Origin of the sequence: Microbacterium sp. OR21 (genome assembly GCF_047306785.1) — a bacterium.
GTDB classification, from domain to species: domain Bacteria; phylum Actinomycetota; class Actinomycetes; order Actinomycetales; family Microbacteriaceae; genus Microbacterium; species Microbacterium esteraromaticum_E.
Genome location: NZ_JAZEXJ010000001.1, coordinates 657502 through 677718 on the forward strand (window position 1 = coordinate 657502; position 20217 = coordinate 677718).

The 20217-nt window shown below is 70.3% G+C and carries 24 protein-coding genes; 4 read left to right on the plus strand and 20 right to left on the minus strand.

Translation table 11 applies throughout. From position 1 onward, the window contains the following. Positions 1 to 49: 49 nt before the first annotated feature. From V2S04_RS03130 to V2S04_RS03160, 7 genes are all read right to left on the minus strand, one after another. Positions 50 to 664 (minus strand): hypothetical protein, encoded by a 615-nt coding sequence (locus tag V2S04_RS03130; RefSeq protein ID WP_413637045.1) that lies wholly within the window; start codon positions 662 to 664, stop codon positions 50 to 52. After that, positions 661 to 1536: an endonuclease/exonuclease/phosphatase family protein gene (locus tag V2S04_RS03135; RefSeq protein ID WP_413637046.1), complete on the minus strand. Its 876-nt coding sequence runs from the start codon at positions 1534 to 1536 to the stop codon at positions 661 to 663. The genes V2S04_RS03130 and V2S04_RS03135 overlap by 4 nt, the downstream gene beginning before the upstream one ends. Continuing rightward, entirely contained in the window at positions 1503 to 2294 is a 792-nt protein-coding gene (locus tag V2S04_RS03140) for a nitroreductase family protein (protein WP_413637047.1), read from the minus strand. Before V2S04_RS03140 ends, V2S04_RS03135 begins: the two co-directional genes overlap by 34 nt. Before the next feature lie 7 nt (positions 2295 to 2301). Further along, positions 2302 to 2664, minus strand: a complete 363-nt coding sequence (locus V2S04_RS03145) for a hypothetical protein (protein WP_413637048.1) — start codon at positions 2662 to 2664, stop codon at positions 2302 to 2304. A 71-nt stretch (positions 2665 to 2735) separates the two neighbouring features. Next, complete coding sequence (locus V2S04_RS03150; protein ID WP_413637049.1) at positions 2736 to 4100, minus strand: MFS transporter; 1365 nt, start codon at positions 4098 to 4100, stop codon at positions 2736 to 2738. A gap of 80 nt (positions 4101 to 4180) precedes the next feature. Continuing rightward, positions 4181 to 4513, minus strand: a complete 333-nt coding sequence (locus tag V2S04_RS03155; RefSeq protein ID WP_413637050.1) for a hypothetical protein — start codon at positions 4511 to 4513, stop codon at positions 4181 to 4183. Between the two features lie 131 nt (positions 4514 to 4644). After that, positions 4645 to 4989, minus strand: a complete 345-nt coding sequence (locus V2S04_RS03160; protein ID WP_413637051.1) for a hypothetical protein — start codon at positions 4987 to 4989, stop codon at positions 4645 to 4647. 309 nt (positions 4990 to 5298) lie between these two features. Here V2S04_RS03160 and V2S04_RS03165 point away from each other — a divergent pair, with 309 nt between their 5' ends. Beyond that, positions 5299 to 5781, plus strand: coding sequence for an FBP domain-containing protein (locus tag V2S04_RS03165; protein WP_413637052.1), 483 nt, complete (start codon positions 5299 to 5301; stop codon positions 5779 to 5781). Between the two features lie 42 nt (positions 5782 to 5823). Here V2S04_RS03165 and V2S04_RS03170 read toward each other — a convergent pair whose 3' ends face one another. From V2S04_RS03170 to kynA, 5 genes are read right to left on the minus strand one after another with little or no spacing between them, the layout of a single operon-like run. Then, complete coding sequence (locus V2S04_RS03170; RefSeq protein ID WP_413637053.1) at positions 5824 to 6468, minus strand: DsbA family protein; 645 nt, start codon at positions 6466 to 6468, stop codon at positions 5824 to 5826. 18 nt (positions 6469 to 6486) lie between these two features. Then, positions 6487 to 7299 (minus strand): PaaX family transcriptional regulator C-terminal domain-containing protein, encoded by an 813-nt coding sequence (locus V2S04_RS03175; protein ID WP_413637054.1) that lies wholly within the window; start codon positions 7297 to 7299, stop codon positions 6487 to 6489. After that, positions 7296 to 8522 carry a kynureninase gene (locus tag V2S04_RS03180; RefSeq protein ID WP_413637055.1) on the minus strand — a complete coding sequence of 409 codons (1227 nt, stop codon included), beginning with the start codon at positions 8520 to 8522 and terminating at the stop codon, positions 7296 to 7298. Before V2S04_RS03180 ends, V2S04_RS03175 begins: the two co-directional genes overlap by 4 nt. A gap of 1 nt (position 8523) precedes the next feature. Continuing rightward, the gene (locus V2S04_RS03185; RefSeq protein WP_413637056.1) at positions 8524 to 9432 is read right to left on the minus strand and encodes a hydrolase; all 909 of its coding nucleotides are present in this window, start codon (positions 9430 to 9432) and stop codon (positions 8524 to 8526) included. A gap of 33 nt (positions 9433 to 9465) precedes the next feature. Then, positions 9466 to 10320: a tryptophan 2,3-dioxygenase gene (gene kynA, locus V2S04_RS03190; RefSeq protein ID WP_413637057.1), complete on the minus strand. Its 855-nt coding sequence runs from the start codon at positions 10318 to 10320 to the stop codon at positions 9466 to 9468. A 130-nt stretch (positions 10321 to 10450) separates the two neighbouring features. On the opposite strand from kynA, the gene V2S04_RS03195 reads away from it, so the two are divergent. Then, entirely contained in the window at positions 10451 to 11947 is a 1497-nt protein-coding gene (locus V2S04_RS03195; protein WP_413637058.1) for a glutamate-cysteine ligase family protein, read from the plus strand. 1 nt (position 11948) lies between these two features. On the opposite strand, the gene V2S04_RS03200 is transcribed toward V2S04_RS03195, so the two are convergent. The 3 genes from V2S04_RS03200 to V2S04_RS03210 are packed head-to-tail and all read right to left on the minus strand — an operon-like array spanning position 11949 to position 14329. Then, positions 11949 to 12491 (minus strand): cysteine hydrolase family protein, encoded by a 543-nt coding sequence (locus tag V2S04_RS03200; RefSeq protein WP_413637059.1) that lies wholly within the window; start codon positions 12489 to 12491, stop codon positions 11949 to 11951. After that, positions 12488 to 13933, minus strand: coding sequence for a purine-cytosine permease family protein (locus V2S04_RS03205; RefSeq protein ID WP_413637060.1), 1446 nt, complete (start codon positions 13931 to 13933; stop codon positions 12488 to 12490). Before V2S04_RS03205 ends, V2S04_RS03200 begins: the two co-directional genes overlap by 4 nt. A 48-nt stretch (positions 13934 to 13981) precedes the next feature. Then, a complete protein-coding gene (locus V2S04_RS03210) occupies positions 13982 to 14329 on the minus strand; it encodes an ArsR/SmtB family transcription factor (RefSeq protein ID WP_099195296.1) in 348 nt (115 codons plus the stop codon). Between the two features lie 255 nt (positions 14330 to 14584). Here V2S04_RS03210 and V2S04_RS03215 point away from each other — a divergent pair, with 255 nt between their 5' ends. Then, positions 14585 to 14992, plus strand: a complete 408-nt coding sequence (locus tag V2S04_RS03215; protein WP_413637061.1) for an arsenate reductase ArsC — start codon at positions 14585 to 14587, stop codon at positions 14990 to 14992. A gap of 22 nt (positions 14993 to 15014) precedes the next feature. Here the strand turns inward: V2S04_RS03215 and V2S04_RS03220 are convergent, their stop codons facing one another. Further along, positions 15015 to 16307: a M18 family aminopeptidase gene (locus V2S04_RS03220; RefSeq protein WP_413637062.1), complete on the minus strand. Its 1293-nt coding sequence runs from the start codon at positions 16305 to 16307 to the stop codon at positions 15015 to 15017. A 139-nt stretch (positions 16308 to 16446) separates the two neighbouring features. On the opposite strand from V2S04_RS03220, the gene V2S04_RS03225 reads away from it, so the two are divergent. Beyond that, entirely contained in the window at positions 16447 to 17889 is a 1443-nt protein-coding gene (locus tag V2S04_RS03225) for a DUF222 domain-containing protein (RefSeq protein ID WP_413637063.1), read from the plus strand. Between the two features lie 17 nt (positions 17890 to 17906). Here the strand turns inward: V2S04_RS03225 and V2S04_RS03230 are convergent, their stop codons facing one another. The 4 genes from V2S04_RS03230 to V2S04_RS03245 all read right to left on the minus strand — a co-directional run bounded on the left by V2S04_RS03230 (position 17907) and on the right by V2S04_RS03245 (position 20161). Then, positions 17907 to 18647 carry a YidC/Oxa1 family membrane protein insertase gene (locus V2S04_RS03230; protein WP_413637064.1) on the minus strand — a complete coding sequence of 247 codons (741 nt, stop codon included), beginning with the start codon at positions 18645 to 18647 and terminating at the stop codon, positions 17907 to 17909. Between the two features lie 71 nt (positions 18648 to 18718). Next, a complete protein-coding gene (locus tag V2S04_RS03235; protein WP_413637065.1) occupies positions 18719 to 19003 on the minus strand; it encodes a DUF6412 domain-containing protein in 285 nt (94 codons plus the stop codon). 112 nt (positions 19004 to 19115) lie between these two features. Further along, positions 19116 to 19682: an FHA domain-containing protein gene (locus V2S04_RS03240; protein ID WP_413637066.1), complete on the minus strand. Its 567-nt coding sequence runs from the start codon at positions 19680 to 19682 to the stop codon at positions 19116 to 19118. Between the two features lie 65 nt (positions 19683 to 19747). After that, positions 19748 to 20161: a CBS domain-containing protein gene (locus V2S04_RS03245; RefSeq protein ID WP_413637067.1), complete on the minus strand. Its 414-nt coding sequence runs from the start codon at positions 20159 to 20161 to the stop codon at positions 19748 to 19750. Positions 20162 to 20217: the final 56 nt, after the last annotated feature.

The window sequence follows — 20217 nt, forward strand, 5'->3', positions numbered from 1 at the left end:
ATCCGACCGACCTGCGGCAGGGCCGTGACGGGAGCGCTGTGCGCGGGTATCATCCGCCGACGAGGTCGGATGCGGCGAGATCGCGTTGCACGGCATCCCGTCGCTCGACGGATGCCCGGGTCAGGAGCACTCCGGCGACCACGCCGCCGATCCCCCCGAGGATCATGTCGCCGATCGTGTCGCGGTACCCGACGTGTATCGCGTCGCTGATGTACTCCGCGCCGAACCACTCGATCATCTCCCACACCGCGCTGAGCGCGAGAGCGATCAGCGGCAGCAGCACCAGCGGCGCCCGCCGCGGAACGTCGCGCCCGGTGACCGCGGCGATGCGGCACCGGTCGAGGATCACCGCGCCGATGACGGCGAGCACTGCGGTGCCGGCGAAGTGCATCAGCAGGTCCCAGTGGCGGATGGCGGTGTAGAGCTCGAAGATGTTGCTCCACGTGGCGGCGAGCACCACCGCGCAGGCGAGCACGTCGAACCAGGCGCGCATACCCAGCATCCGGGGCAGCATGAGCGCGGGCAGCGCCAGCGCGGCGATCCCGGCATCCGTGGCCTGAAGCCGCAGCGCCGCGATGATCATGCCGAGCACTCCGATCAGGCGCAGGGCGTCCGCCGCCCACTCCGCCGTCGTGCGCGGCGGACGCAGGAAGTCCTCTTTCACGCTCGCCCCTTCTCGCTCACTCGCACGACCGCCTGCACGGGAAGGTGGTCGGAAGGCCATCGTCCCACCGGACGCCGGTCGTTGACCGCCACCGCGCGCACGTCGATCCCGGGTGTCACCAGCACCCAGTCCAACCGGCGACCGCCGTCGCGGGGCGGACGGTACCCGGCGTACGTGCCCCACCGCGCGCTGCGGCGCAGAGCCGCCGCCGGCCAGGCGTCGGCGAGGACACCGGACTCGAGAAGCCGCCGCACCGTCGTAGAGGCGTCGCCGGCGTTCAGATCGCCCAGCACCACCGCGGGCAGGGCGCGCTCGGCGACGAACCGGCGGATCGCATCGGCCGATCGCAGCCGGGAGCGAGCGGACAGGTGATCGAGGTGCGTGTTCACGGCCAGCAGCCGGCGCCCCGTCGTGCGGTCGACGAACTCGGCCCAGACCAGCGTGCGCGGCAGCACGTTGCCCCACCCCGTCGAGCCCGCGCGCATCGGCTCATCCGACAGCGCCCGCTGCCCGCCGTCGCGCAGCTGCAGCCGTCGCTCGTCGAAGAACAGCGGTGTGCCCTCGCCTCCGCCGTCGCGACGACGGCCGCGACCGAGCATTCGATACCCGTCTCCCAGAGCGCCGCGCAGCAGCGGCACCACCCGGGGGCGCACCTCCTGCAGCCCCAGGATGGTGGGTCGTTCGGTGGCGAGCAGCGCGTGCACCGCCGGCGCGCGTGTCGACCAGCGGTCGGCGTGCGGTCGCAGTCGACCCTCCACCGCCCGTCGGACGTTGAAGGTCATCACGTGGAGGTCGGGGGCGTCGACGGGGCCGATCAGCGCGTCGTCCGCCACGACCGTCACCCGTCCCAGCCCTGCTGCGGCGTCTGGCATGTCTCGCGGAACACGAACTGCGAGGGCAGCTTGCGCTGCGAGCTCGACCAGTCGATCGCGGGTCGGCGCTGCTCGGGAGGCAGGTACCCCAGACGGTACACCGCCATCAGCTCGAGGTCGTCGGGCACGTGCAGCAGCTCGATGATCTCGTCCCACCGGCCCGGAGCCTCCATCGGGAACGAGATGAACTGGATGCCCATGCCCAGCTCGACCGTCGTCAGCCACACGTTCTCCATCGCCGCGCCCATGCTGAACACCGAGTAGAACGACGACAGCTCGCCGGGGCGGTACTCGCTGCGGTCGAGCATCACGCCGAGCAGCAGGGGCGAGCCTGCGACGAGCTTCGCGTTCTCGGCGCCGAGCGTCTTCGGGACGCCGAGCGAGTTCATCAGCTTCTGCCCGCGCGAGGTGAACACCTGGCTCGTGAACGGCCGCAGCAACGCGGGCAGCTTGTCGAACAGCATGCCGCTGCGCTTCTGCTCCATCTCGGCCTCGCTGAAGCGGAAGTACGGCTTGTACCGCTCGAAGAAGGTGCCGTTCGACATCACCTCGGTCATGCTCTCGCCCGAGATCTGCGCGATGCGCTCGATCGTCTCCCGCTGCTCGATCACGACGAAGCGCCACGGCTGGCTGTTCAGCTGCGAGGGTGCGCGGCTGGCCGCCTCGATCAGCAGCCGCTGGTGCTCTTCGCTGACCGGGTCGGGAAGGAACGGCCCGTTCGTGGTCTTGCGGCGGCGGACGACGTCGAGGAATTCCATGGTGCTCCTATCGGCGGGAGGTGACGATGCCGGCGGCGATGAACGGCGCGGCGGTGAGGGCGATGGCGGGATGCCGACGGGTGTGCGTGCCCGCGTACGGGATGACCGCGAGCGGGGCGAGTGCGGGGGCGACGGCGATCGCCGCCCGCCGATCGCGAAAGACGCCGACGACCAGGGCGAGGAGCGTCGTCGACACGGTCGCGATGTAGAGCGCGTGGTGCACCCAGCGGAATCGCCTCGTGTCGATCAGTCGGGTCGCGACGGCGGTGCCGAGGGCGCAGTTGGCGCCGTAGCAGAGGCCGGATGCCACGAACGCGGGCGATGCGGGACGATCGTGCCTCGTCGCTCGCCGTCGCCGTGTCCTGCCCATGCGCATCATGGGATCAGCACATCACGCCACGGGCATCCGGCGCGAGGGGTTGCGCTCGCCGCGTCGTCCGGTCAGTCGGCGGGCTCGGCGGGATTGCGGCGGATGCCGATCCACGAGACGACCCCGCCGGCGGCGAACAGCCCGGCGGTGACGATCGCCGCACTGTGGAACCCGTCGAGGTCGAGCGAGCCGCCGACGATGGTCGACAGCAGCGCGACCACCAGCAGCCCCGCCACCCGCGAGACGGCATTGTTCACCGCCGACGCGATGCCGCTGCGGCGCTCGTCGATCGCGCCGAGGATCGCAGAGGTGAGCGGCGCGACGGTCAGGGCGAGCCCGAGCCCGAGCACGATCATCGACGGCAGCACCTGCCACCAGTAGTCGAAGTCCCGACCGACCGTGAGCAGCAGCAATGCGCCGACGGCCATCAGCAGGGGACCGGCGGTCATGAACAGGCGCGGCCCGAGCCGACCCGCCCAGGCGCCGGCGCGCGATGACAGCAGAATCATCAGCACCGTGATCGGCAGGCTCGCGAGCCCCGCGGCGGTGGCGCTGAGCCCCGGGCCCTGCTGCAGGTACACGCCGATCACGAACCCGTTCAACGAGAGCGCGGCGTAGATGAAGAGCGTCGAGATGTTGCCCCAGCCGAAGTTGCGCACCCCCAACATCGACAACGGCAGCAGCGGGTGCGGCGACCGCGACTGGCGCCACAGGAAGAGGGCGAGCATCAGGATGCCGCCGGCGCCGGGCATCCAGATCGCCGGCGTCGCCCAGCCCAGTCTCTCCTGCTCGATCAGGGCGAACACGAGTGCACCCAGCCCCAGGGCGCACAGGATGCCGCTCACCCAGTCGACACGCACGTCGCGCTCGTGCTCGGGCAGGTGCAGCCGGGCCAGCAGCACGAGGTTCACCGCGATCGGCAGCACGTTGATGACGAACACGAACCGCCACGAGAGCAGATCGACGAACAGGCCTCCCATCAGCGGGCCGACCAGCTGCGCGGCGGTGGTGAACGCCGTCCACACCCCGATGGCCCGCGACTGCAGCTCGCCGCGCATGGTGGCGGTGATCAGCGCCAGCGAGCTCGGCACGAGCAGGGCGCCCGCTGCGCCCTGCGCCGCGCGCGCGACGATCAGCACGAGCGGGTCGGGAGCGGCGGCCACCGCGATCGACGCGATGCCGAAGGCGATGAGCCCGATGCGCATCACGCGCACGCGCCCATAGGCATCCGACAGTGACCCTGCGAGCAGGATCAGGGCGCTCAGCGTGATCAGATAGGCGTCGACCACCCACTGCTGCGTGACGATGCCGCCGCCCAGCTCGCGGCTGATCGCCGGCAGGGCGACCGTGACCACCGTGCCGTCGAGGAAGGTCACGAACGAGGCCAGCACCGCGACCGCGACGACCAGGCGCTGCTGGGGCGTGAAGGTTGGCACACGGTGACCCTACTCCCGCGGGTCGACGCGCGGCACGTGCAGGCGTACCCTTGGCCGCAGGCGGGACGACCTGCCCCGTCTCAGACCCGGCGTGAGCCGAAGACGAAGGCGGTGCGAGCCATGGATTCGATGATGATGGACGCGATGGCGGCGGAGATGAAGTCCTCCGGCATGGAGATGATGGACATGTCGGTGCTGCAGGCGTGCATGGATGCGTGCGCCGCGTGCGAGCAGGCGTGCACGATTTGTTCGACGCAGATGATGGACTGCAGCGTCTCGTGCATGAACTGCGCCGACATGTGCGGCACGATGATGCGCACCATGATGCGGATGCAGGGCATGACCGCACCGGTGATGATGTCGATGCTCGACGCGTGCATCGCGATGTGCAGCATGTGCATGGACGAGTGCATGCAGCATGCTGAGAACAGCGACGTCTGCCGTATGTGCGCTCAGGCCTGCAAAGCGTGCATGGACGCGTGCATGTCGGTGCGCGACATGATGAAGAAGTCCGCCTCCTGACCGACCCGCTCCGGCGCGCGGGTCAGCGCGCGACGTTGTACAGCACTCGGCCGACGGCCAGCACGTCGTAGGCCGCGTGCAGCGCAACCGGGGTGCCGGCGGGCGCCTCGAGGGCTGCTCCGCCCGCGCTCCAGACCGAGAGCTCGTCGCCGTCGAGGGTGCGCAGCCGCAGGACGCCGGATGCCGCATCCGCCGTCTCGACGACGGCGTCCAGCCAGCTCAGCGGGGTGGCCGACGCCATCCGCGCCTGGATCAGATGCAGGGCGTGGCCCGGGGCGTACGAGGAGCAGACGTCGCCGTGGTCGCACATGCACGCCGCACGCTCACGCACCTCGAAGGGCGAAAGGCGGGTCGGCGGCGTGTTCACGGTAGGTCTCCTCACGATCGGTTGCACCGAGAGTACGTTCCCGCCCCGCTGCCCGTCGACGAAAGCCGACACGGGACGAAACATGGGCGGCGTGCGCTGCCGCGTACACTGGACGCCGTGTTGTCTGCAGAGTGCGCCGTTTCGGCGCGAGAGGTGATCGTCGGCGCGTCCCGCGCCGACGGCAGAGGCTGAGATCGCTCCGGCGGCGGAACTCCCGTCACCGGGGCCTCACGATGTCGGGCATCCGATCTGAAGGATGCCCGCAGCCCTCGCCGATCACCCTCGGCTCCTCGACCAGAAAGCTCTCTCATGCGTCCCATCGACGAGCGCGCCATCCGCGCGTCCTTCCGCAACGCCTCCCGCAAGGAGGCGTCCTCGCTCACTCTCCCGCCCGAGTTCAACGAGATCGATTTCGACCGGCTCGACTATCTCGGCTGGTTCGACCCGAAGCTGCCCCGGCGGGCGTACGTGGTCGCAGAGGTCGACGGCGCCCCCGTCGGCATCCTGCTGCAGCGCACCGAGCAGCGCACCCGCAGACGCGCGCAGTGCTCGTGGTGCGAAGACGTCACTCTGCGCAACGACGTGCAGTTCTTCTCGGCACGCAAAGCCGGCGCGGCAGGTCGCAACGGCGACACGATCGGCACGCTGATCTGCGAGAACTTCGGCTGCTCGGCCAACGTGCGTCGGCTGCCACCCCTCGCCTACGAGGGGTATGACCGAGAGCTCGCGCGCGAGATGCGGATGCTTCGCCTGCGCGAGCATGTCGAGGCGTTCGTGCGCGGGCTCGGCTGACATCCGCTGACCGAAGGGGCTCGCGCTCCCTCCGTCAGCGCGTCAGCGCGTCTGCGCCTCGACGATCGCCTTCTCGAGGTCGCCCGGCTCGGCGACCGTGACCGACTGCCCGTCCACGAAGAACGCGGGCGTGCCCTCGACACCGAGGAAGGTGCCCTCCGCCCGGTCGCGCCGCACGCGGTCGGCGGTCGCGGGGTCTTCCACGGCCTCGTCGTAGGCGGTCATGTCGAGACCGAGCTCCTCTGCCAGAGCGCGGAACACCGACGGAGTCGGTTCGGCGGCGCCGCCCCACTCGACCTGCGTCTCGAAGAGCCGCTGATACATCGCCTCGAACTCGCCCTGCTGTGCGGCGGCCTCGGCGGCGAGCGCAGCGTTCATCGAGTTCACGTGGCCGGCCAGCGGGAAGTATCGCACCGCGTAGGTGATCTGCCCGTCGTACTCCTGCCGCAGCTCCTCCACCACCGGATGCAGCGCCGCGCACGCCTCGCATTCGAAGTCGAGGAACTCCACCACGGTCACCGCGTCGGGGCCGCCGTCATCGAGCACGTGCGACTCCTCGCGCAGCACCTGCGGCTTCGGGTCGCTCTCGGACTCGGCGCGCTGCGCGACGGCCCACACGAGCAGGCCGATCAGCAGCACCATGACCAGGCCGCCGGTGAGGATGACGGCCTTGACGGAGTTCTTCATGCCTCGATCCTGTCAGCTTCACCCGACGGCGCCGCGCGCGTGGGCGAGTGCCCCGGGCGCGAGGTCGGACGACAGGCGTGCGAACTCCTGCACGCTGCGCTCACCGGGCCAGTCGTCGGGCAGCAGCGATCGAGGCAATCCCGGATCGATGTAGGGCAGCACCCGCCAGCTGTCGATGAGGCGCACGTAGGCGGCGAACGGCTCGGTCTCGTCGAGGTCGCCGAGGGACGCCTGGAACCGCTCGTGCTCGGTGCGCAGCGCCGCCAGGTCCCACCACCGCGCCGCTGCGATCGGAAGCGGGTCGGCGGGCTTCGGATCGGTCGTGCGGAACACGGTGGCGAAGGCGCGGGCATCCAGCTCGGCCAGCAGCTGCTCGACCTCGTCTTCCAGCTGCCCGGGCAGGATCCACAGCCCGGCCGACACCGCGCCCGCCCCGAGGAACTGCAGGCGGCGGCGCAGCTGGTGGCGGAGGTCGCGGCGGGTCTCGGGGATGGTCGCCGAGACGAGCATCCACTCGTCGCCCGCGGCCATGGTCCGCACGGCGAAGATGCGCCGATCGCCGCGCTCGAGCATCGGCAGCGCGGCGGGGTTGAGCTCGAGAGCGCCGTCGGGGGCGGCCACCAGCAGGCCTCGCTGCTTGAGCCGGGTGATCGCGGTGCGCGCCCGGGCCGCGGGTATGCCGAGGTCCCCGGCCAGCCGCACGAGCGCAGCGGGGGTGATGCACCCGCCCAGCGGGCGCAGGTACAGGCCGATCAGGGTGCGCAGCAGCGAGGTGGTGCTGCCCGGACGCGCGTCGATGTCGTCGAGCACGACCGACCCGCTGCCGGTCATGGCTGAAGCGCGTCGCGCACGGCGATCACACCACGCAGCGTCTCTTCGTGCGAGGTGCTCAGCGGCGACAGGCCGAGACGGATGCCGTCGGGGAAGCGGAAGTCGGGGATCACCCCGTCGGTCCACAGCTGCTGCGTGACCTCTTGGAACGAGTCGTGGCCGATCGTCACGTGACCCCCGCGGCGTGATGCCTCGCGTGGCGAGAGCAGCCGCACGCCCAGCGGTGCGAGCAGGGCGTCGTAGGCGCGGATGGCGAACTCGGTCAGCGTGATCGACTTCACCCGCAGGGCGGTGATGCCCTCCGCATCGATGAGGTCGAGCATGCCCTGCATCGCGAGCATCGACAGCACCGGCGGGGTGCCGCTGAGCAGCTGGCGGATGCCGTGCACCGGCGCGTACTCCGGTCCCATCGCGAAGATGTCGGCTGCGCCCCACCACCCGTGGATCGGCTGCAGCACCGTGCCGTGGTGCTCGGCGCGCAGGTAGCCGAACGCCGGTGAGCCGGGCCCGCCGTTCAGGTACTTGTACGTGCAGCCGACCGCCATGTCGACGCCCCAGTCGTCGAGCTGCATCGGCACGACGCCGGCCGAGTGGCAGAGGTCCCACAGCATCAGGGCTCCGGCGTCCTTGACCACCCGGGTGATCGACGGCATGTCCGCGAGAGATCCTGAGCGATAGTCGACGTGGCTGAGCACGACGAGCGCGGTGCGCTCGGACACGGCCGCGGCGACCTGCCCGGCCGTCACACCGGTGATCGGGTCGGGCTCGACCCAGCGCAGCGTCGCTCCGGTCTCGTCGGCGATGCCGGCGGCGATGAAGCGGTCGGTGGGGAAGTTGCCGGCCTCGATGACGATCTCGTCGCGTCCGGGGCGCGCCGCGACGCCGGCGCGCATGAGCTTGTACAGCATCACGCTCGTGGAGTCGGCGACGACGGTCTGGCCGGCAGCCGCCCCCAGGGTGACGGCGCCGATGCGGTCGCCCAGCTGCATCGGCAGCTGCATCCACTGCTCGTCCCATGAGCGGATCAGGCGGGTGCCCCAGTCGTCGCGGATGAAGGCCGCCGCCTTCTCGGGCAGATCGCGCAGCGGGCGCCCGAGCGAGTTGCCGTCGAGGTAGGCGGTCACACCGGGGGCGTCGGCGAACGCGGCGAGGTGGTGCGCGAGCGGATCGGCCTGGTCGAGCTTGCGGGCCTCGGTGAGCAGGTCGGCGGTGAGGTCGGTCATGTCACAACTCCGTGATGTCGATGTCGGCTGCGATCAGGCGGCGAGCCCGGTTCGGGTCGCCGTCGGGAAGAAGCAGAAGGGGGCCCGCGTCGAGCGGGTCGGCGGGGGAGAGGGCGGCCAGGAGGTCGACTCCGTCGAGGCCGGCTGCGCGCAGGGCGTCGATCTCGGCCTCGCGCAGGTCGACGGGTGTGGCACCGTTGCCCATGTCGGTGCCGTAGAGCAGCTCGCCGCCGGCGGCGAGGAAGCGGCGCGCGTTGTCGAGGGCGACGGCGAGGGTGTCGTCGTCGTGGATGGCCAGGGTGGAGATCCACGAGGCGGATGCCGCCTGCGCCGCGATCTCGGCCTCGCTCAGCCGCTCGCTGAACGGCGCGTGCGCGAGGCGGGTGGCGCCGAGCCGCACGGCGCGCTGCGCCTGACCGGCGCCCTCAGCATGGGCGACGACAGGCAGGCGGTGCACGGCGGCCTGATGCACGACCGCGCGCAAGGCGTCGTCGCCGAGCACGGGGCCCGGGTCGCTGTGCGCGACGACCTTGATCAGCGAGACGCCCGCCGCGGCGAGCTCATCGACCGTGCGCGCCGCATCCGCCGCATCCGCGATCTCCCGCACCGAGCCCGGCGGAGCCCACGCGCGATCCGACGGGTACCCGCCCGGCGCGGTGAGGAACGGCCCCGCATACTCGACGACCGTCGGGCCAGGCGCCTCGGCGACCCAGTCCGGATCCGCACCCAGATCGATCACGCGCCCGAGCCGCGACGGCGCCAGCAGGGTGTGGTCGACCAGCTGCAGGTGCACGTGGTGGTCGGTGAACAGGCCCGTGACCAGCCCGTCGAGAGGGCGAGTACCGGCCGGCGCGGCGCCTGCGTGCAGAACGACGCGCTCGCCGGTCACGTCGAGGGTGCCTTCGCGCATCCGCTCGCCGTCGAAGAAGGTGACCGCCCGCACTCAGCGGCCGATCTCGGTGCGCACGCTGTAGAGCTCGGGGAAGAACGTCAGATCCAGTGCCCGCTGGAGGAAGCTCACACCGCTCGAACCGCCCGTGCCGACCTTCATGCCGATCGTGCGGGTGACGGTGCGCAGGTGCCGGAAGCGCCAGAACTGGAAGTTGTCCTCGACGTCGACGAGCTCCTCACAGGCCTCGTAGAGATCCCAGTGCTCGTGCGGATTCTCGTAGATCTCGCGGATGGCGTTCACGAGCTCGGGATGCTCGCGGTAGGGCTGACGCACATCGCGCTCGAGCACCGCGGCGGGGATGGGCAGCCCGCGCCGTGCCGCATAGCGCAGGAATTCGTCGTACAGCGTGGGGCGCTCCCACTCGGCGGTGAGCATGGCGAGGTTCTCGGGGTGATCGCGGAAGACGCCGAGCATGCGCTCGTTCTTGTTGCCGAGCGCGAACTCGACCGCCCGGTACTGCACCGACTGGAAGCCGGAGGAGTTGCCGAGATCGCCGCGGAACTCGGCGTACTCGGTGGGAGTCAGCGTGGCGAGCACCGACCACTGCTGGGTCAGCACCTCCTGGATGTGCTTCACGCGGGCGATGTGCTTGAGCGCCGAGCGCAGGTCATCGGCGGCCAGGCGGTCGCGGGCCGTGCCCAGCTCGTGCTGCACGAGCTTGAGCCACAGCTCGGTCGTCTGGTGCTGGATGATGAACAGCATCTCGTCGTGGTGCTCGGGCTGGGAGACCGGATGCTGGGCGCTGAGCAGCCGGTCCAGGTGGAGATACGAGCCGTACGTCATCCGATCCTTGAGGTCGGTGACGATGCCGTCTTCGAGGATGCGTTCGTTGTCGCCGGTGGCCATCGTGCGAATGTATCAGTTTCGTGCCGGTCGTCACAATCATGAAATCAGACCGCTAGCATCATCACCGCCCGCGTGACAAGGGGCGCGTTCGGGCGGGGGATGTCGCAGGTCGGATCGATATCCTCCCTGCATGGGAGACAGCATCAGGGCACGGCGCTTCACTCGACAGGACCGCGCGCGATTCCGCGAACAGGTGCAGCGAGGGCTGGAGGCGCTCGAGATCATGCTCGGCGAGGGCTGGTTCGAGGAGGCGTCGCAGCCGCAGCTGGGGCTCGAGATCGAGCTGAACCTCGTCGACGGCGACCGCAACCCCGCGATGACCAACGAGCAGGTGCTGGATGCCATCGCGAACCCCGCGTTCCAGACCGAGCTCGGGCGGTTCAACGTCGAGATCAACGTCGCCCCACGTCCCCTCGGCGGCGACAGCCTCGCCGAGCTCGAGAAGGTGCTGAGCTCGGCCTTCGCGGCGGCGGATGGGCGCGCGCACAGCGCCGGCAGCGACCTGGCGATGATCGGCATGCTGCCCACCCTTGACGAGACGCACTTCACCGAGCGCTGGCTCTCGAGGGAGCCGCGCTACAAGCTGCTCGGCCAGCAGATCCTCGCGGCGCGCGGAGAGGACATCGAGCTGCGGCTCGACGGGGTGCCCCTCACCGACGATGCGGAGCCCGAGGACCTCGACCTGGTCTGCGACACGATCCTGCCGGAGGCCGCGTGCACCTCGACGCAGCTGCACCTGCAGGTCAAGCCCGAGGAGTTCGCGGCGCACTGGAACGCGGCCCAGGCCATCGCCGGCGTGCAGGTCGCGCTGGCCGCCAACTCCCCGTTCTTCGCCGGGCGAGCGCTCTGGCACGAGACGCGCATCCCGATGTTCGAGCAGGCAACTGACACTCGTTCGCATGAGCTGAAGAACCAGGGCGTGCGCCCGCGGGTGTGGTTCGGCGAGCGATGGATCACCTCGATCTTCGACCTCTTCGAAGAGAACTCCCGCTACTTCCCGGCGCTGCTGCCGGAGTGCTCCGACCAGGATCCGCTGGAAACGCTGAGGTCGGGCACCGCTCCCGACCTCAGCGAGCTGCGCATGCACAACGGCACCGTCTATCGCTGGAACCGGCCCATCTACGACACGCAGGACGGCGGGTGCCACCTGCGCCTCGAGAATCGGGTGCTGCCGGCCGCGCCGTCGATGGCCGACGCCCTCGCCGACACCGCGTTCTACTACGGGCTGCTGCACTCGCTCGCGCACAGTGACCGCCCGCTGTGGAGCCAGATGACTTTCGACGCCGCGCACGAGAATCTGCACGCGGCCGCGCGGCAGGGCATCGATGCGCAGCTGTACTGGCCCGAGCTCGGCTGGGTGGGACCGCGCGAGCTGGTGCTGCGCCGACTGCTGCCGCTCGCCGCCGAGGGACTGGATGCCTATGGCGTGAGCGCCGAGGTGCGCGACCGCTACCTGGGCATCATCGAGCAGCGCTGCCTGACCGGCCGCAACGGGGCCACCTGGCAGCGCTCGCAGGTGGCTGCTCGCGAGGCGGCGGGCGAGTCGCGTTCGCAGGCGCTGCACGGGATGCTCGGCGACTACCTCGAGCGGATGCACGCGGGCGAGCCCGTGCACGCCTGGCGCTGACTCAGGCCAGGATCTCCGCGGTCGTCGCCAGCGCGATCTGCGGCGGGTACAGCCCCATCACGTGCAGGGCTGCAGCGTGGTTCTCGGCGGTCGATCCCGCGCACGCATCGGTCGCGACGGTGAGGCGCGCACCGGCATCCGCCGCGGCGAGAGCCGTCGAGAGCACGCAGCAGTCGGTGGAGACGCCGGCGAGCACGACGGACGCGCCGCGGCCGACGATCGCCTCGAGCTCGCCGCCCCACTTGCCGAAGGTGGGGAGGTCGAGCGTCGGGTGCACCGACAGCGACGCGGCGGCCGGAACCAGATCGAACAGCCGATCGGTCGGCGGCTGGTCGGCGAAGGGCCACGCCGCGAAGTACTCGCCCCACGACGTGGAGCGATCGGCGGTCGGCATCCATCTGGTCACCAGCACCCGCTCGCCGAAGCGCGCGGCGAGACGCCGGATGTTCTGCATCGCCTCCTCGAAGAACGGCGACCCCCACGGCGACTCGGGCGAGGCGAAGATGTTCTGCGGATCGATGACGACCAGCCAGCCATCCGTCATGCCTGCTCCTGCCGACGGATCCGCGCCGCGCGGGCGAACCAGGTGATGACGAACGAGAGCACCAGGGCGAAGAAGACCCCGAGGTTCGCATAGGCCCATTCGCCGTCCGTGCCGCCGATGAGCGGGAGGAGGTAGCCCTGCCAGTTGTTCCAGGCGGCGTCGTCGGCGAACAGGTTGACCACGAAGCCCCAGCCGATGATCGAGGCGACGGCCATCGTGACGATCGAGGTCCAGTCCCAGGCGCCGTACCGGCCGTGCGGGTCGAACAGCGCCGCCTCGTCGTAGTCGCGACGGCGCCGCAGGATGTCGGCGATCAGGATGCCGGCCCACGAGGCCAGCGGCACGCCCAGCGTGATGAGGAACGACTGGAACGGCCCCAGGAAGTCGGCGGCGAAGAACACCACGTAGATGGTGCCGAGCGTGAGGATGACGCCGTCGATCCCGGCGGCCGCAGGACGGGGGATGCGGATGCCGAGGCTGATCAGCGTGAGGCCCGACGAGTAGATGCCGAGCACGGCGCCGGAGACCAGGGCGAGCACTGCGGTCAGCAGGAACGGCACGAGAACCCAGATCGGCAGGATGCCGGCGAGTGCGCCGATCGGGTCGGCGCCGACGGCTTCCATCAGCTGCGCGTCGGAGCCGCCGAGCAGCAGTCCGAAGATGACCAAGATCACTGGGGCGATCGCTCCGCCGAAGGTGTTCCAGAAGACGATCGCGCCGTCGGAGGCGGTGCGCTTCTGGTACCGGGACCAGTCGGCGGCGATGTTGATCCAGCCCAGTCCGAACCCGGTCATGACCATCACCAGCGCGCCGATGACCGCACCGATGCTCCCATCGGGGATCGACAGGACCGCGCCCATGTCGACCCGGCTGCTCGCGAGGATGATGTAGAGGATCGTGACGGCGCCGGTGACCCAGGTGAGCACCGACTGCATCTTCATGATCGTGTGGTAACCGAGCACTGAGGCGGCGACGATGAGCGCCGCGACGACGACGGTGGCGATGATCTTCAGGGCGACGCTGTCACCCGGGCCGCCGAGCTGGGTGATGACGGTGGCCGTGGCGAGCACCGCCATGATCGCCAGAAACGTCTCCCAGCCGATCGAGGTGAGCCACGAGACGATGCCGGGCACCTTCTGTCCGTGCACCCCGAAGGCGGCGCGCGAGAGCACCATGGTCGGCGCCGAGCCCCGCTTGCCGGCGATCGCGATGAGCCCGCACAGCAGGAACGAGACCACGATGCCGACGATCGAGACGAGCGTCGCCTGCCAGAACGAGATGCCGAAGCCGAGCACGAACGACCCGTACGACATCCCGAACACCGAGACGTTGGCGGCGAACCAGGGCCAGAACAGGTCGCGAGGCCTCGCGGTGCGCTGCGACTCGGGGATGATCTCGATGCCCGCTCGCTCGATGAGTGCGGGCGACGTGATGTCGGTCATGCCCTCATCCTGGCACCGCGGCCGCCGTCGCGGGCGAAAGCGCGGCGCTCAGCGGCCGAGCAGCTGCGTGACGGCGTCGATGGCTCCGTCGGCGAGCCGGAAGTACGCCCAGGTGCCCCGTTTCTCACGCTCGAGGAATCCCGCCGAGACCAGCACCCGGAGATGGTGGGAGACCGTCGGCTGACTCAGGCCAAGAGGTTCGGTCAGATCGCACACGCAGGCCTCGCCGTCGGCGTGGGCGGCGATCATCGAGATCAGACGGAGGCGGGCGGGGTCGGCGAGAGCCTTGAGTGAGGATGCCAGCGATTCTGCGTTCTCGACCGAAATCGGCACGCGGGTGAGCGGCGCGCAGCAGGAGCGAAGGTCGCGCAGCGGGATCAGCTCTGAGGTGGGCACGAATCGATTGTGAACGAGATATTGACGAACGTCAATATGTGCGCGACGATGGGCAATGCCAGATATTGATGATCATCGATGAAAGGAGGCGCGAGATGGACGACTGCTGCGAGATCCTCGATGACGGAACCTGCGTCGCGGAGTGCTGCTGACGCGCTCTCTCGATGCGTCGCCGCGGGCTCGCCGTCTTGGCGGGTTCGCGGCGACCGTCACGTAGGCTGACCCCGCAACCCCTTCACCCGCTCAGGAGCTCCTATGCCGGACAGCGAGACCACACCCTCCGTCCTCTTCGTCTGCGTGCACAACGCGGGGCGGTCGCAGATGGCCGCCGGATTCCTGCGCGACATCGCCGGCGACCGCATCGAGGTGCGCTCCGCCGGATCGATGCCGGCGGATCAGATCAACCCGATCGCCGTCGAGGCGATGGGCGAACTCGGGATCGACATCACGGCTGAGCAGCCCAAGGTGCTCACGACCGAGGCCGTGCGGGCGTCGGACGTCGTGATCACGATGGGCTGCGGCGACGCCTGCCCGTTCTTCCCCGGCAAGCGCTACGAGGACTGGAAGCTCGACGACCCGGCCGGGCAGGGCATCGACGCGGTGCGCCCGATCCGCGACGAGATCCGCTCGCGCATAGAGAAGCTGGTCGCCGAACTCCTCTGAGCGGCAGCCGGACTCTCCGTACTCAGCCGGCGAAGAATGCCCGCGCGACGCGCGACAGGTCGTAGAGGTCGCTCACGCCGGCGAGTTCACGGGCGGAGTGCATCGACAGGATCGGGATGCCCACATCGACCGTCCTGATGCCGAGACGTGTCGCCGTGATCGGGCCGATCGTCGACCCGCACGGGACAGTGTTGTTCGACACGAACTCCTGCGAGCGCACACCCGCCGCCTCGCACCACGTCGCCCACGCCGCAGCGCCCACCGCGTCGGTGGCGTAGCGCTGGTTGGCGTTGATCTTCAGGATCGGGCCGGAGCCGAGCACGGGCTGCACGATCGGGTCGTGCCGGTGCGCGTAGTTCGGGTGCACCGAGTGGCCGACGTCGCTCGACAGGTGCCACGACGCGGCGAACGCGCGGCGCTGCTCGGTGGCATCCGCGCCGAGAGAGGCGTACACCCGCACCAGTACGTCTTCGAGGAAGGGGCCGGCGGCGCCCGAGCGCGACTCGGAGCCGAGCTCCTCATGATCGAAGGCGGCAAGGACCGGGATCGCGGTCTGCGGCCCGGTCGACGCGGCCGTCGCCTCGATCAGCGCGACCACTCCGGCGTGCACCGAAGCAAGGTCGTCCAGGCGGCCCGACGCGAAGAACGCGCCGTCCTTGCCGAAGACGGCGCCGCGCGCGGCATCCGCCACCACCGCATCGAAGCCGCGGATGTCGGCCGCGTCGACCCCCGCGGATGCCGCGAGCTCGGCGAGGATGTCGGCGGACTCGGCGTCGCCGAGGCCCCACACCGGCTGCGTGCCGGTCTGCTTGTCGAGCGCGAGACCGTCGTTCACGCCGCGGTCGAGATGGATCGCGAGCTGCGGCAGGCGAAGGAGCGGTCCGGTCGCGGCCAGCACGACGCGACCGTCGGCGAGGGCGAGGCGCCCGGCTAGGCGCAGCTCGCGGTCGAGCCACGAGTTCAGCAGCGGTCCGCCGTACACCTCGACAGCGGCCTGCAGCCATCCGCGCGAACCGGTGGTCGGCTTCGGCTTGAGCTTGAAGCCGGGGGAGTCGGTGTGCGCGCCGAGCACGTTCACGGGCGTCGTGGGCACGGCATCCGTCGGCACGGCCCATGCGATCGCCGCGCCGTCGCGGACGACGACGAAGCGTCCGCCGGCCTGAGCCGGCCATTCCGCGGTCTCATCGAGGCGAGTGAATCCGGCCGCTTCGAGTCGTCGGGCGACCTCTTCGGCGGCGTGATAGCTCGACGGCGAGGCGGCGACGAAGTCGGCCAGATCGGCGGCATGCGTGTGGGCTGCGGAGACGGCGGGCATGGTCACGAGCCTAATCGGCCCGCCCTGATCCGGCGTCGCCGGGAGACATCGGGCCGGTCCTGCCGCCCACGACGAAAGCAATCCTGACCTGGGGAGAAAGGGGCCGCGCAATGTCGGTGGCCCCCTGTTGAATGAAGGTATGAACAGCATCGCCGCAGTGCTCGGAGAGGTCGCCGAAGACCTCGCCGCACTGCTCGGCGACGTCGTCGGCGCCGATGCGATCCCCGGTCTCTCCGACGACCAGATCATGGCCGCGCTGCAGGCGGCAGGCGAGGTCCAGCGTCGTCTCGATGCCGTGGTGATCGAGACGGTCGCCGAGCTCGAGGCGCGTTCCCTGGGTCTTCGCGACGAGCGTCTGACGACTCGAGAGGGGTGCCGCAATGCCAACGAGCTGCTGCAGCGGGTGCTCGGCGTTGATGCGAGAGACGCGGCTCGCACCATCAAGGTGTCGGCCGCGGTTCGCCGGCGCACCGACGTGACCTCGGGTGCACCACTTCCCGCGCGGTGGCCGGCGCTGCGCGACGCGATGCTCGATGGCCGGATCGGCGTCGGCGGGATGCTGGCGGCCACGGGCCCGGTCGAACAGGCCGGCCCCCGGATCACCGACGTCGATCGCCTGCGGGCGGATTCCGAGCTCGCGGCGCACGCAGGCGGCGACCCGGCGGATGGGTTCGGCCCGCCCGCGACTCCGGAGGATCTCGGCATCCTCTCGCGTGCGATCGTCACTTTCCTCGATCCCGACGGCGCCGAGCCCGCCCGCGATCGGGCGATGCGCGAGCGGGCGGTCACGCTCGGCACGACGCGCGACGGCGTCGTGCCGATCCGCGGGGCGCTGCTGCCCGAGGTCGCCGGCCAGCTGCAGCGGCTGTTCGACGCGTACCTCTCGCCGCGGGTCGACGGCCCTCCGCTTCCGGGTGTGCATTTCGCCCCCAGCGATGGCGAGTTCGACACCGACGAGTTCGACACCGAGTGGGAGGGGCTCGTTCCACTCGACTCCCGCACCCGGGCGCAGAAGCAGCACGACACGCTCGCCGCCGTGCTCGGCATCGCCGCCCGGCACGATGATGTGCCGATGCTGGGCGGTGCCGCCCCGACGCTCGTGGTCTCGGTCACGGCCGAAGACCTTTCGAGGGGCTCGGGCTGGGCGCACGTCGACGGCGTCGATGAGCCGGTGTCGCTCAGCGTGGCGAACCACACCGCATGCGGTGGCGGGGTGCAGCGCGTGCTCTTCGACGAGAACGGCCGCATCATCGGCATCGGCGTCAGCGACCGCATCTTCACCGCCCACCAGCGTCGGGCGATCGCCCTCCGCGATCGGGAGTGCGTGATTCCCGGATGCCATGTTCCTGCCACCTGGTGCGAAGTGCACCACGTTCGCGAGCACGCCCGCGGGGGACCTACGCACACCGACAACGGCGTCACGCTCTGCTGGTTCCATCACCACACCATCGACTCCAGCGAATGGGACATCCGCATGATCGATGGCGTGCCCGAGATCCGCGGCCCCGCCTGGTGGGACCGGGAACGCGACTGGCGCCGACCCCGGGCGGTGTCACGAGCGCTGGCACCGCCCGGCCGATGAGAGCGCGGACCGTGCCGTCAGGCGGCCGGCAGCGGATAGCGCCGTCGCAGCACCCACCGCTGCGCGAGCGTCCAGGTGACGGTGATCACGAGGTAGAGAGCCGCGGCCAGCGGCACGAACAACGCGAAGACCGCGGTCAGGTAGTGCAGGGCGTTCATCGTGCCCAGCATGCCCGGAGTGGCCAGAGGCCCCTCCGCCGGAACCTGAGGGCGGAACACGCGGCGGGTGATGTCGGCGACGACCACGATCAGCACGAGCACCACCGCCCACACGACGGCGGTCTGCACGTCCAGGCCGGCGCCGATCGCCGCGAGCAGGGAGTCGCCGAGGCGAGCGCCGAACAGGTCGTGCGCGAGCAGCATGTTCGGATGCCCGGCGATCTCGGGGCGCAGGAACAGGGTGTACAGGACGCCGACGACTGCAGCCTGCACGATAAGCGGAAGGCAGCCGGCCAGCGGCGACGCCTGCTCGTTGCGGTACAGCGCCATCGTCTCGCGCTGCAAGCGCTCGCGGTCTCTGCCATGGCGCTGCTGGAGGGCGCGCAGGCGCGGAGCGAGGCGAGCGCGCATCTGCTCGGCTCTGGCCTGGGACACACCGACGGGGATGAGCGCCGCGCGCACCCCGACGGTCACCAGCATCACCGCCAGCGCGGCAGAGACCGAACCCGCGACGGGTTCGAGGGCGGTCGAGAGGGAGAGCAGGGCGGAGTATGTGGAGTCGAGAAGAAGGGTCAGCGGAGGGAGGGCGAAGAGGTCCATGAACGTCCGTTCGCAGAGAGGATGGGTGTCGGCCGGCAGCCACGGACCCGACCCTCGAGTGAGAGGACGGATCAGGTGGCGGGCACGACTCCCGGCGCTCGCGGACGCGGGTGCCCGTCGGCATCCGGATCGCTCTGTGCGACCAGCGCCGACACGCTGATCGCGCGCCGCGGGTGCGGCGTCGAGCGGATGCCGAAACGGGGCATCAGCACGGCGAGGACGATCACGAGCACGGTCGTCGCGACGAGGACGGCGGCGATGCCGAGCATCCCGCCGGCGGCGAGCCCATCGGGAAGGGGCACGGCGCCGAGCGCCACGAGCAGCGTTCGCAGCATCATCCCGATCGCGTCGATCATCGCCCCTCCTTCCCGCCCGACGTTATCACTGGCACCGCGCGCGGACACGCGCGCGGACACACGAAGGGCGAGAGGGCAGTCGCCCCCTCGCCCTTCGCACCCTCCGGGGGTCTCAGCCGTCCTTGACCTCGAGATCGCCGTGCTGCCGGTCGCTTTCACCGGCGGCGTCCTCGGGACGGGCGGGCTGCGGCGGCTGGTCGTCGAGCTCGCCTCCCTCGCGGCCACCGAACGGACGACCGTGGTCGGCGAACTCCGCTCGGCCGAACACGAGCGTCCAGCCGGCCACCGTGAAACGGGCGCCCGTGCGCAGGATCTCACTGCGATCACCCGATCCGCCGGTCTCGGCCGGCGTCGGATTCGCGTTCATCTCGCCGGCGCCGTGCAGGGTCAGCACGTACTCGTCGCGCTCGTCGTGCAGGATCGTGGCGTGCACGGCGTCTGCACCGGGGATCACCAGCGAGCAGTCGGCACCCGAGCCGATCGTCACGCGCTCGTCGCGCAGCGCGAAGACCGTGCGGTCCTCCTCGGGGCTGGTGATGCGCAGGTGCGGGTCGCCCGCGCCCCGCTCGGCGTGGGTCGTCGTGGGCTGCTCGCCATCGGCCTTTCGGATCTGCTCGACCTTGTCGTCGATCGGCGGGGCGCTGCTGGCCGGGGTCGTGCCGTCGGTCTGCTCGGACATGGGTCCTCCTCTGTGAACGTGGTCAGGGTGGTCGAGGGTGTGGTGGATCTCCGCGGGCGGGCGGGTCATCGAGAGATGACCTCCACGGTCTCGCCGGTGGTGGACGGCTCCAGATGACGGGCGATGTCAGCCTGGCTGATCATGCCGACCAGGCGGTGCTCCTCGAGCACGGGCACGCGACGGATGCGGTGCTCGCGCATCAGGGCGAGCACGCGGTCGATGTCGTCATCGGGGGAGACCATCACCGGAACTCCGTTGGCGAGACGGCCGGCGTTCGTCGTCTCGGGGTTGAGGCCTGTGGCGACCGCCTTCACGACGATGTCGCGATCGGTCAGCATCCCCTTCAGGCGTCCGTCCTCACCGCAGATCGGAAGCGCACCGACGTCCAGTTCCCGCATCCTCTCGGCGGCTATCGAGAGTGAATCGTTCTCGCCGATGCACTGCGCGTTGGGTGTCATGATGTCTCGCGTCCGGGTCATCGTCCCGTTCCTCTCCCGCTGCCGTCTTCACCTGTCTCGATCCGCTTGTCTCGACG

What these genes read in the sequence shown, in the direction of transcription:
- V2S04_RS03170 (WP_413637053.1), bottom strand. Translation starts at nt 6,468, where the DNA reads ATGAAGAACTCCGTCAAGGCCGTCATCCTCACCGGCGGCCTGGTCATG.
- V2S04_RS03145 (WP_413637048.1), bottom strand. Translation starts at nt 2,664, where the DNA reads ATGGGCAGGACACGGCGACGGCGAGCGACGAGGCACGATCGTCCCGCA.
- V2S04_RS03135 (WP_413637046.1), bottom strand. Translation starts at nt 1,536, where the DNA reads ATGCCAGACGCCGCAGCAGGGCTGGGACGGGTGACGGTCGTGGCGGAC.
- V2S04_RS03175 (WP_413637054.1), bottom strand. Translation starts at nt 7,299, where the DNA reads ATGACCGGCAGCGGGTCGGTCGTGCTCGACGACATCGACGCGCGTCCG.
- V2S04_RS03235 (WP_413637065.1), bottom strand. Translation starts at nt 19,003, where the DNA reads ATGATCGACGCGATCGGGATGATGCTGCGAACGCTGCTCGTGGCGCTC.
- V2S04_RS03245 (WP_413637067.1), bottom strand. Translation starts at nt 20,161, where the DNA reads ATGACCCGGACGCGAGACATCATGACACCCAACGCGCAGTGCATCGGC.
- V2S04_RS03225 (WP_413637063.1), top strand. Translation starts at nt 16,447, where the DNA reads ATGAACAGCATCGCCGCAGTGCTCGGAGAGGTCGCCGAAGACCTCGCC.
- kynA (WP_413637057.1), bottom strand. Translation starts at nt 10,320, where the DNA reads ATGGCCACCGGCGACAACGAACGCATCCTCGAAGACGGCATCGTCACC.
- V2S04_RS03165 (WP_413637052.1), top strand. Translation starts at nt 5,299, where the DNA reads ATGCGTCCCATCGACGAGCGCGCCATCCGCGCGTCCTTCCGCAACGCC.
- V2S04_RS03205 (WP_413637060.1), bottom strand. Translation starts at nt 13,933, where the DNA reads ATGACCGACATCACGTCGCCCGCACTCATCGAGCGAGCGGGCATCGAG.
- V2S04_RS03215 (WP_413637061.1), top strand. Translation starts at nt 14,585, where the DNA reads ATGCCGGACAGCGAGACCACACCCTCCGTCCTCTTCGTCTGCGTGCAC.
- V2S04_RS03185 (WP_413637056.1), bottom strand. Translation starts at nt 9,432, where the DNA reads ATGCGCGAAGGCACCCTCGACGTGACCGGCGAGCGCGTCGTTCTGCAC.
- V2S04_RS03155 (WP_413637050.1), bottom strand. Translation starts at nt 4,513, where the DNA reads ATGCACTCGTCCATGCACATGCTGCACATCGCGATGCACGCGTCGAGC.
- V2S04_RS03230 (WP_413637064.1), bottom strand. Translation starts at nt 18,647, where the DNA reads ATGGACCTCTTCGCCCTCCCTCCGCTGACCCTTCTTCTCGACTCCACA.
- V2S04_RS03140 (WP_413637047.1), bottom strand. Translation starts at nt 2,294, where the DNA reads ATGGAATTCCTCGACGTCGTCCGCCGCCGCAAGACCACGAACGGGCCG.
- V2S04_RS03180 (WP_413637055.1), bottom strand. Translation starts at nt 8,522, where the DNA reads ATGACCGACCTCACCGCCGACCTGCTCACCGAGGCCCGCAAGCTCGAC.
- V2S04_RS03220 (WP_413637062.1), bottom strand. Translation starts at nt 16,307, where the DNA reads ATGCCCGCCGTCTCCGCAGCCCACACGCATGCCGCCGATCTGGCCGAC.
- V2S04_RS03200 (WP_413637059.1), bottom strand. Translation starts at nt 12,491, where the DNA reads ATGACGGATGGCTGGCTGGTCGTCATCGATCCGCAGAACATCTTCGCC.
- V2S04_RS03195 (WP_413637058.1), top strand. Translation starts at nt 10,451, where the DNA reads ATGGGAGACAGCATCAGGGCACGGCGCTTCACTCGACAGGACCGCGCG.
- V2S04_RS03240 (WP_413637066.1), bottom strand. Translation starts at nt 19,682, where the DNA reads ATGTCCGAGCAGACCGACGGCACGACCCCGGCCAGCAGCGCCCCGCCG.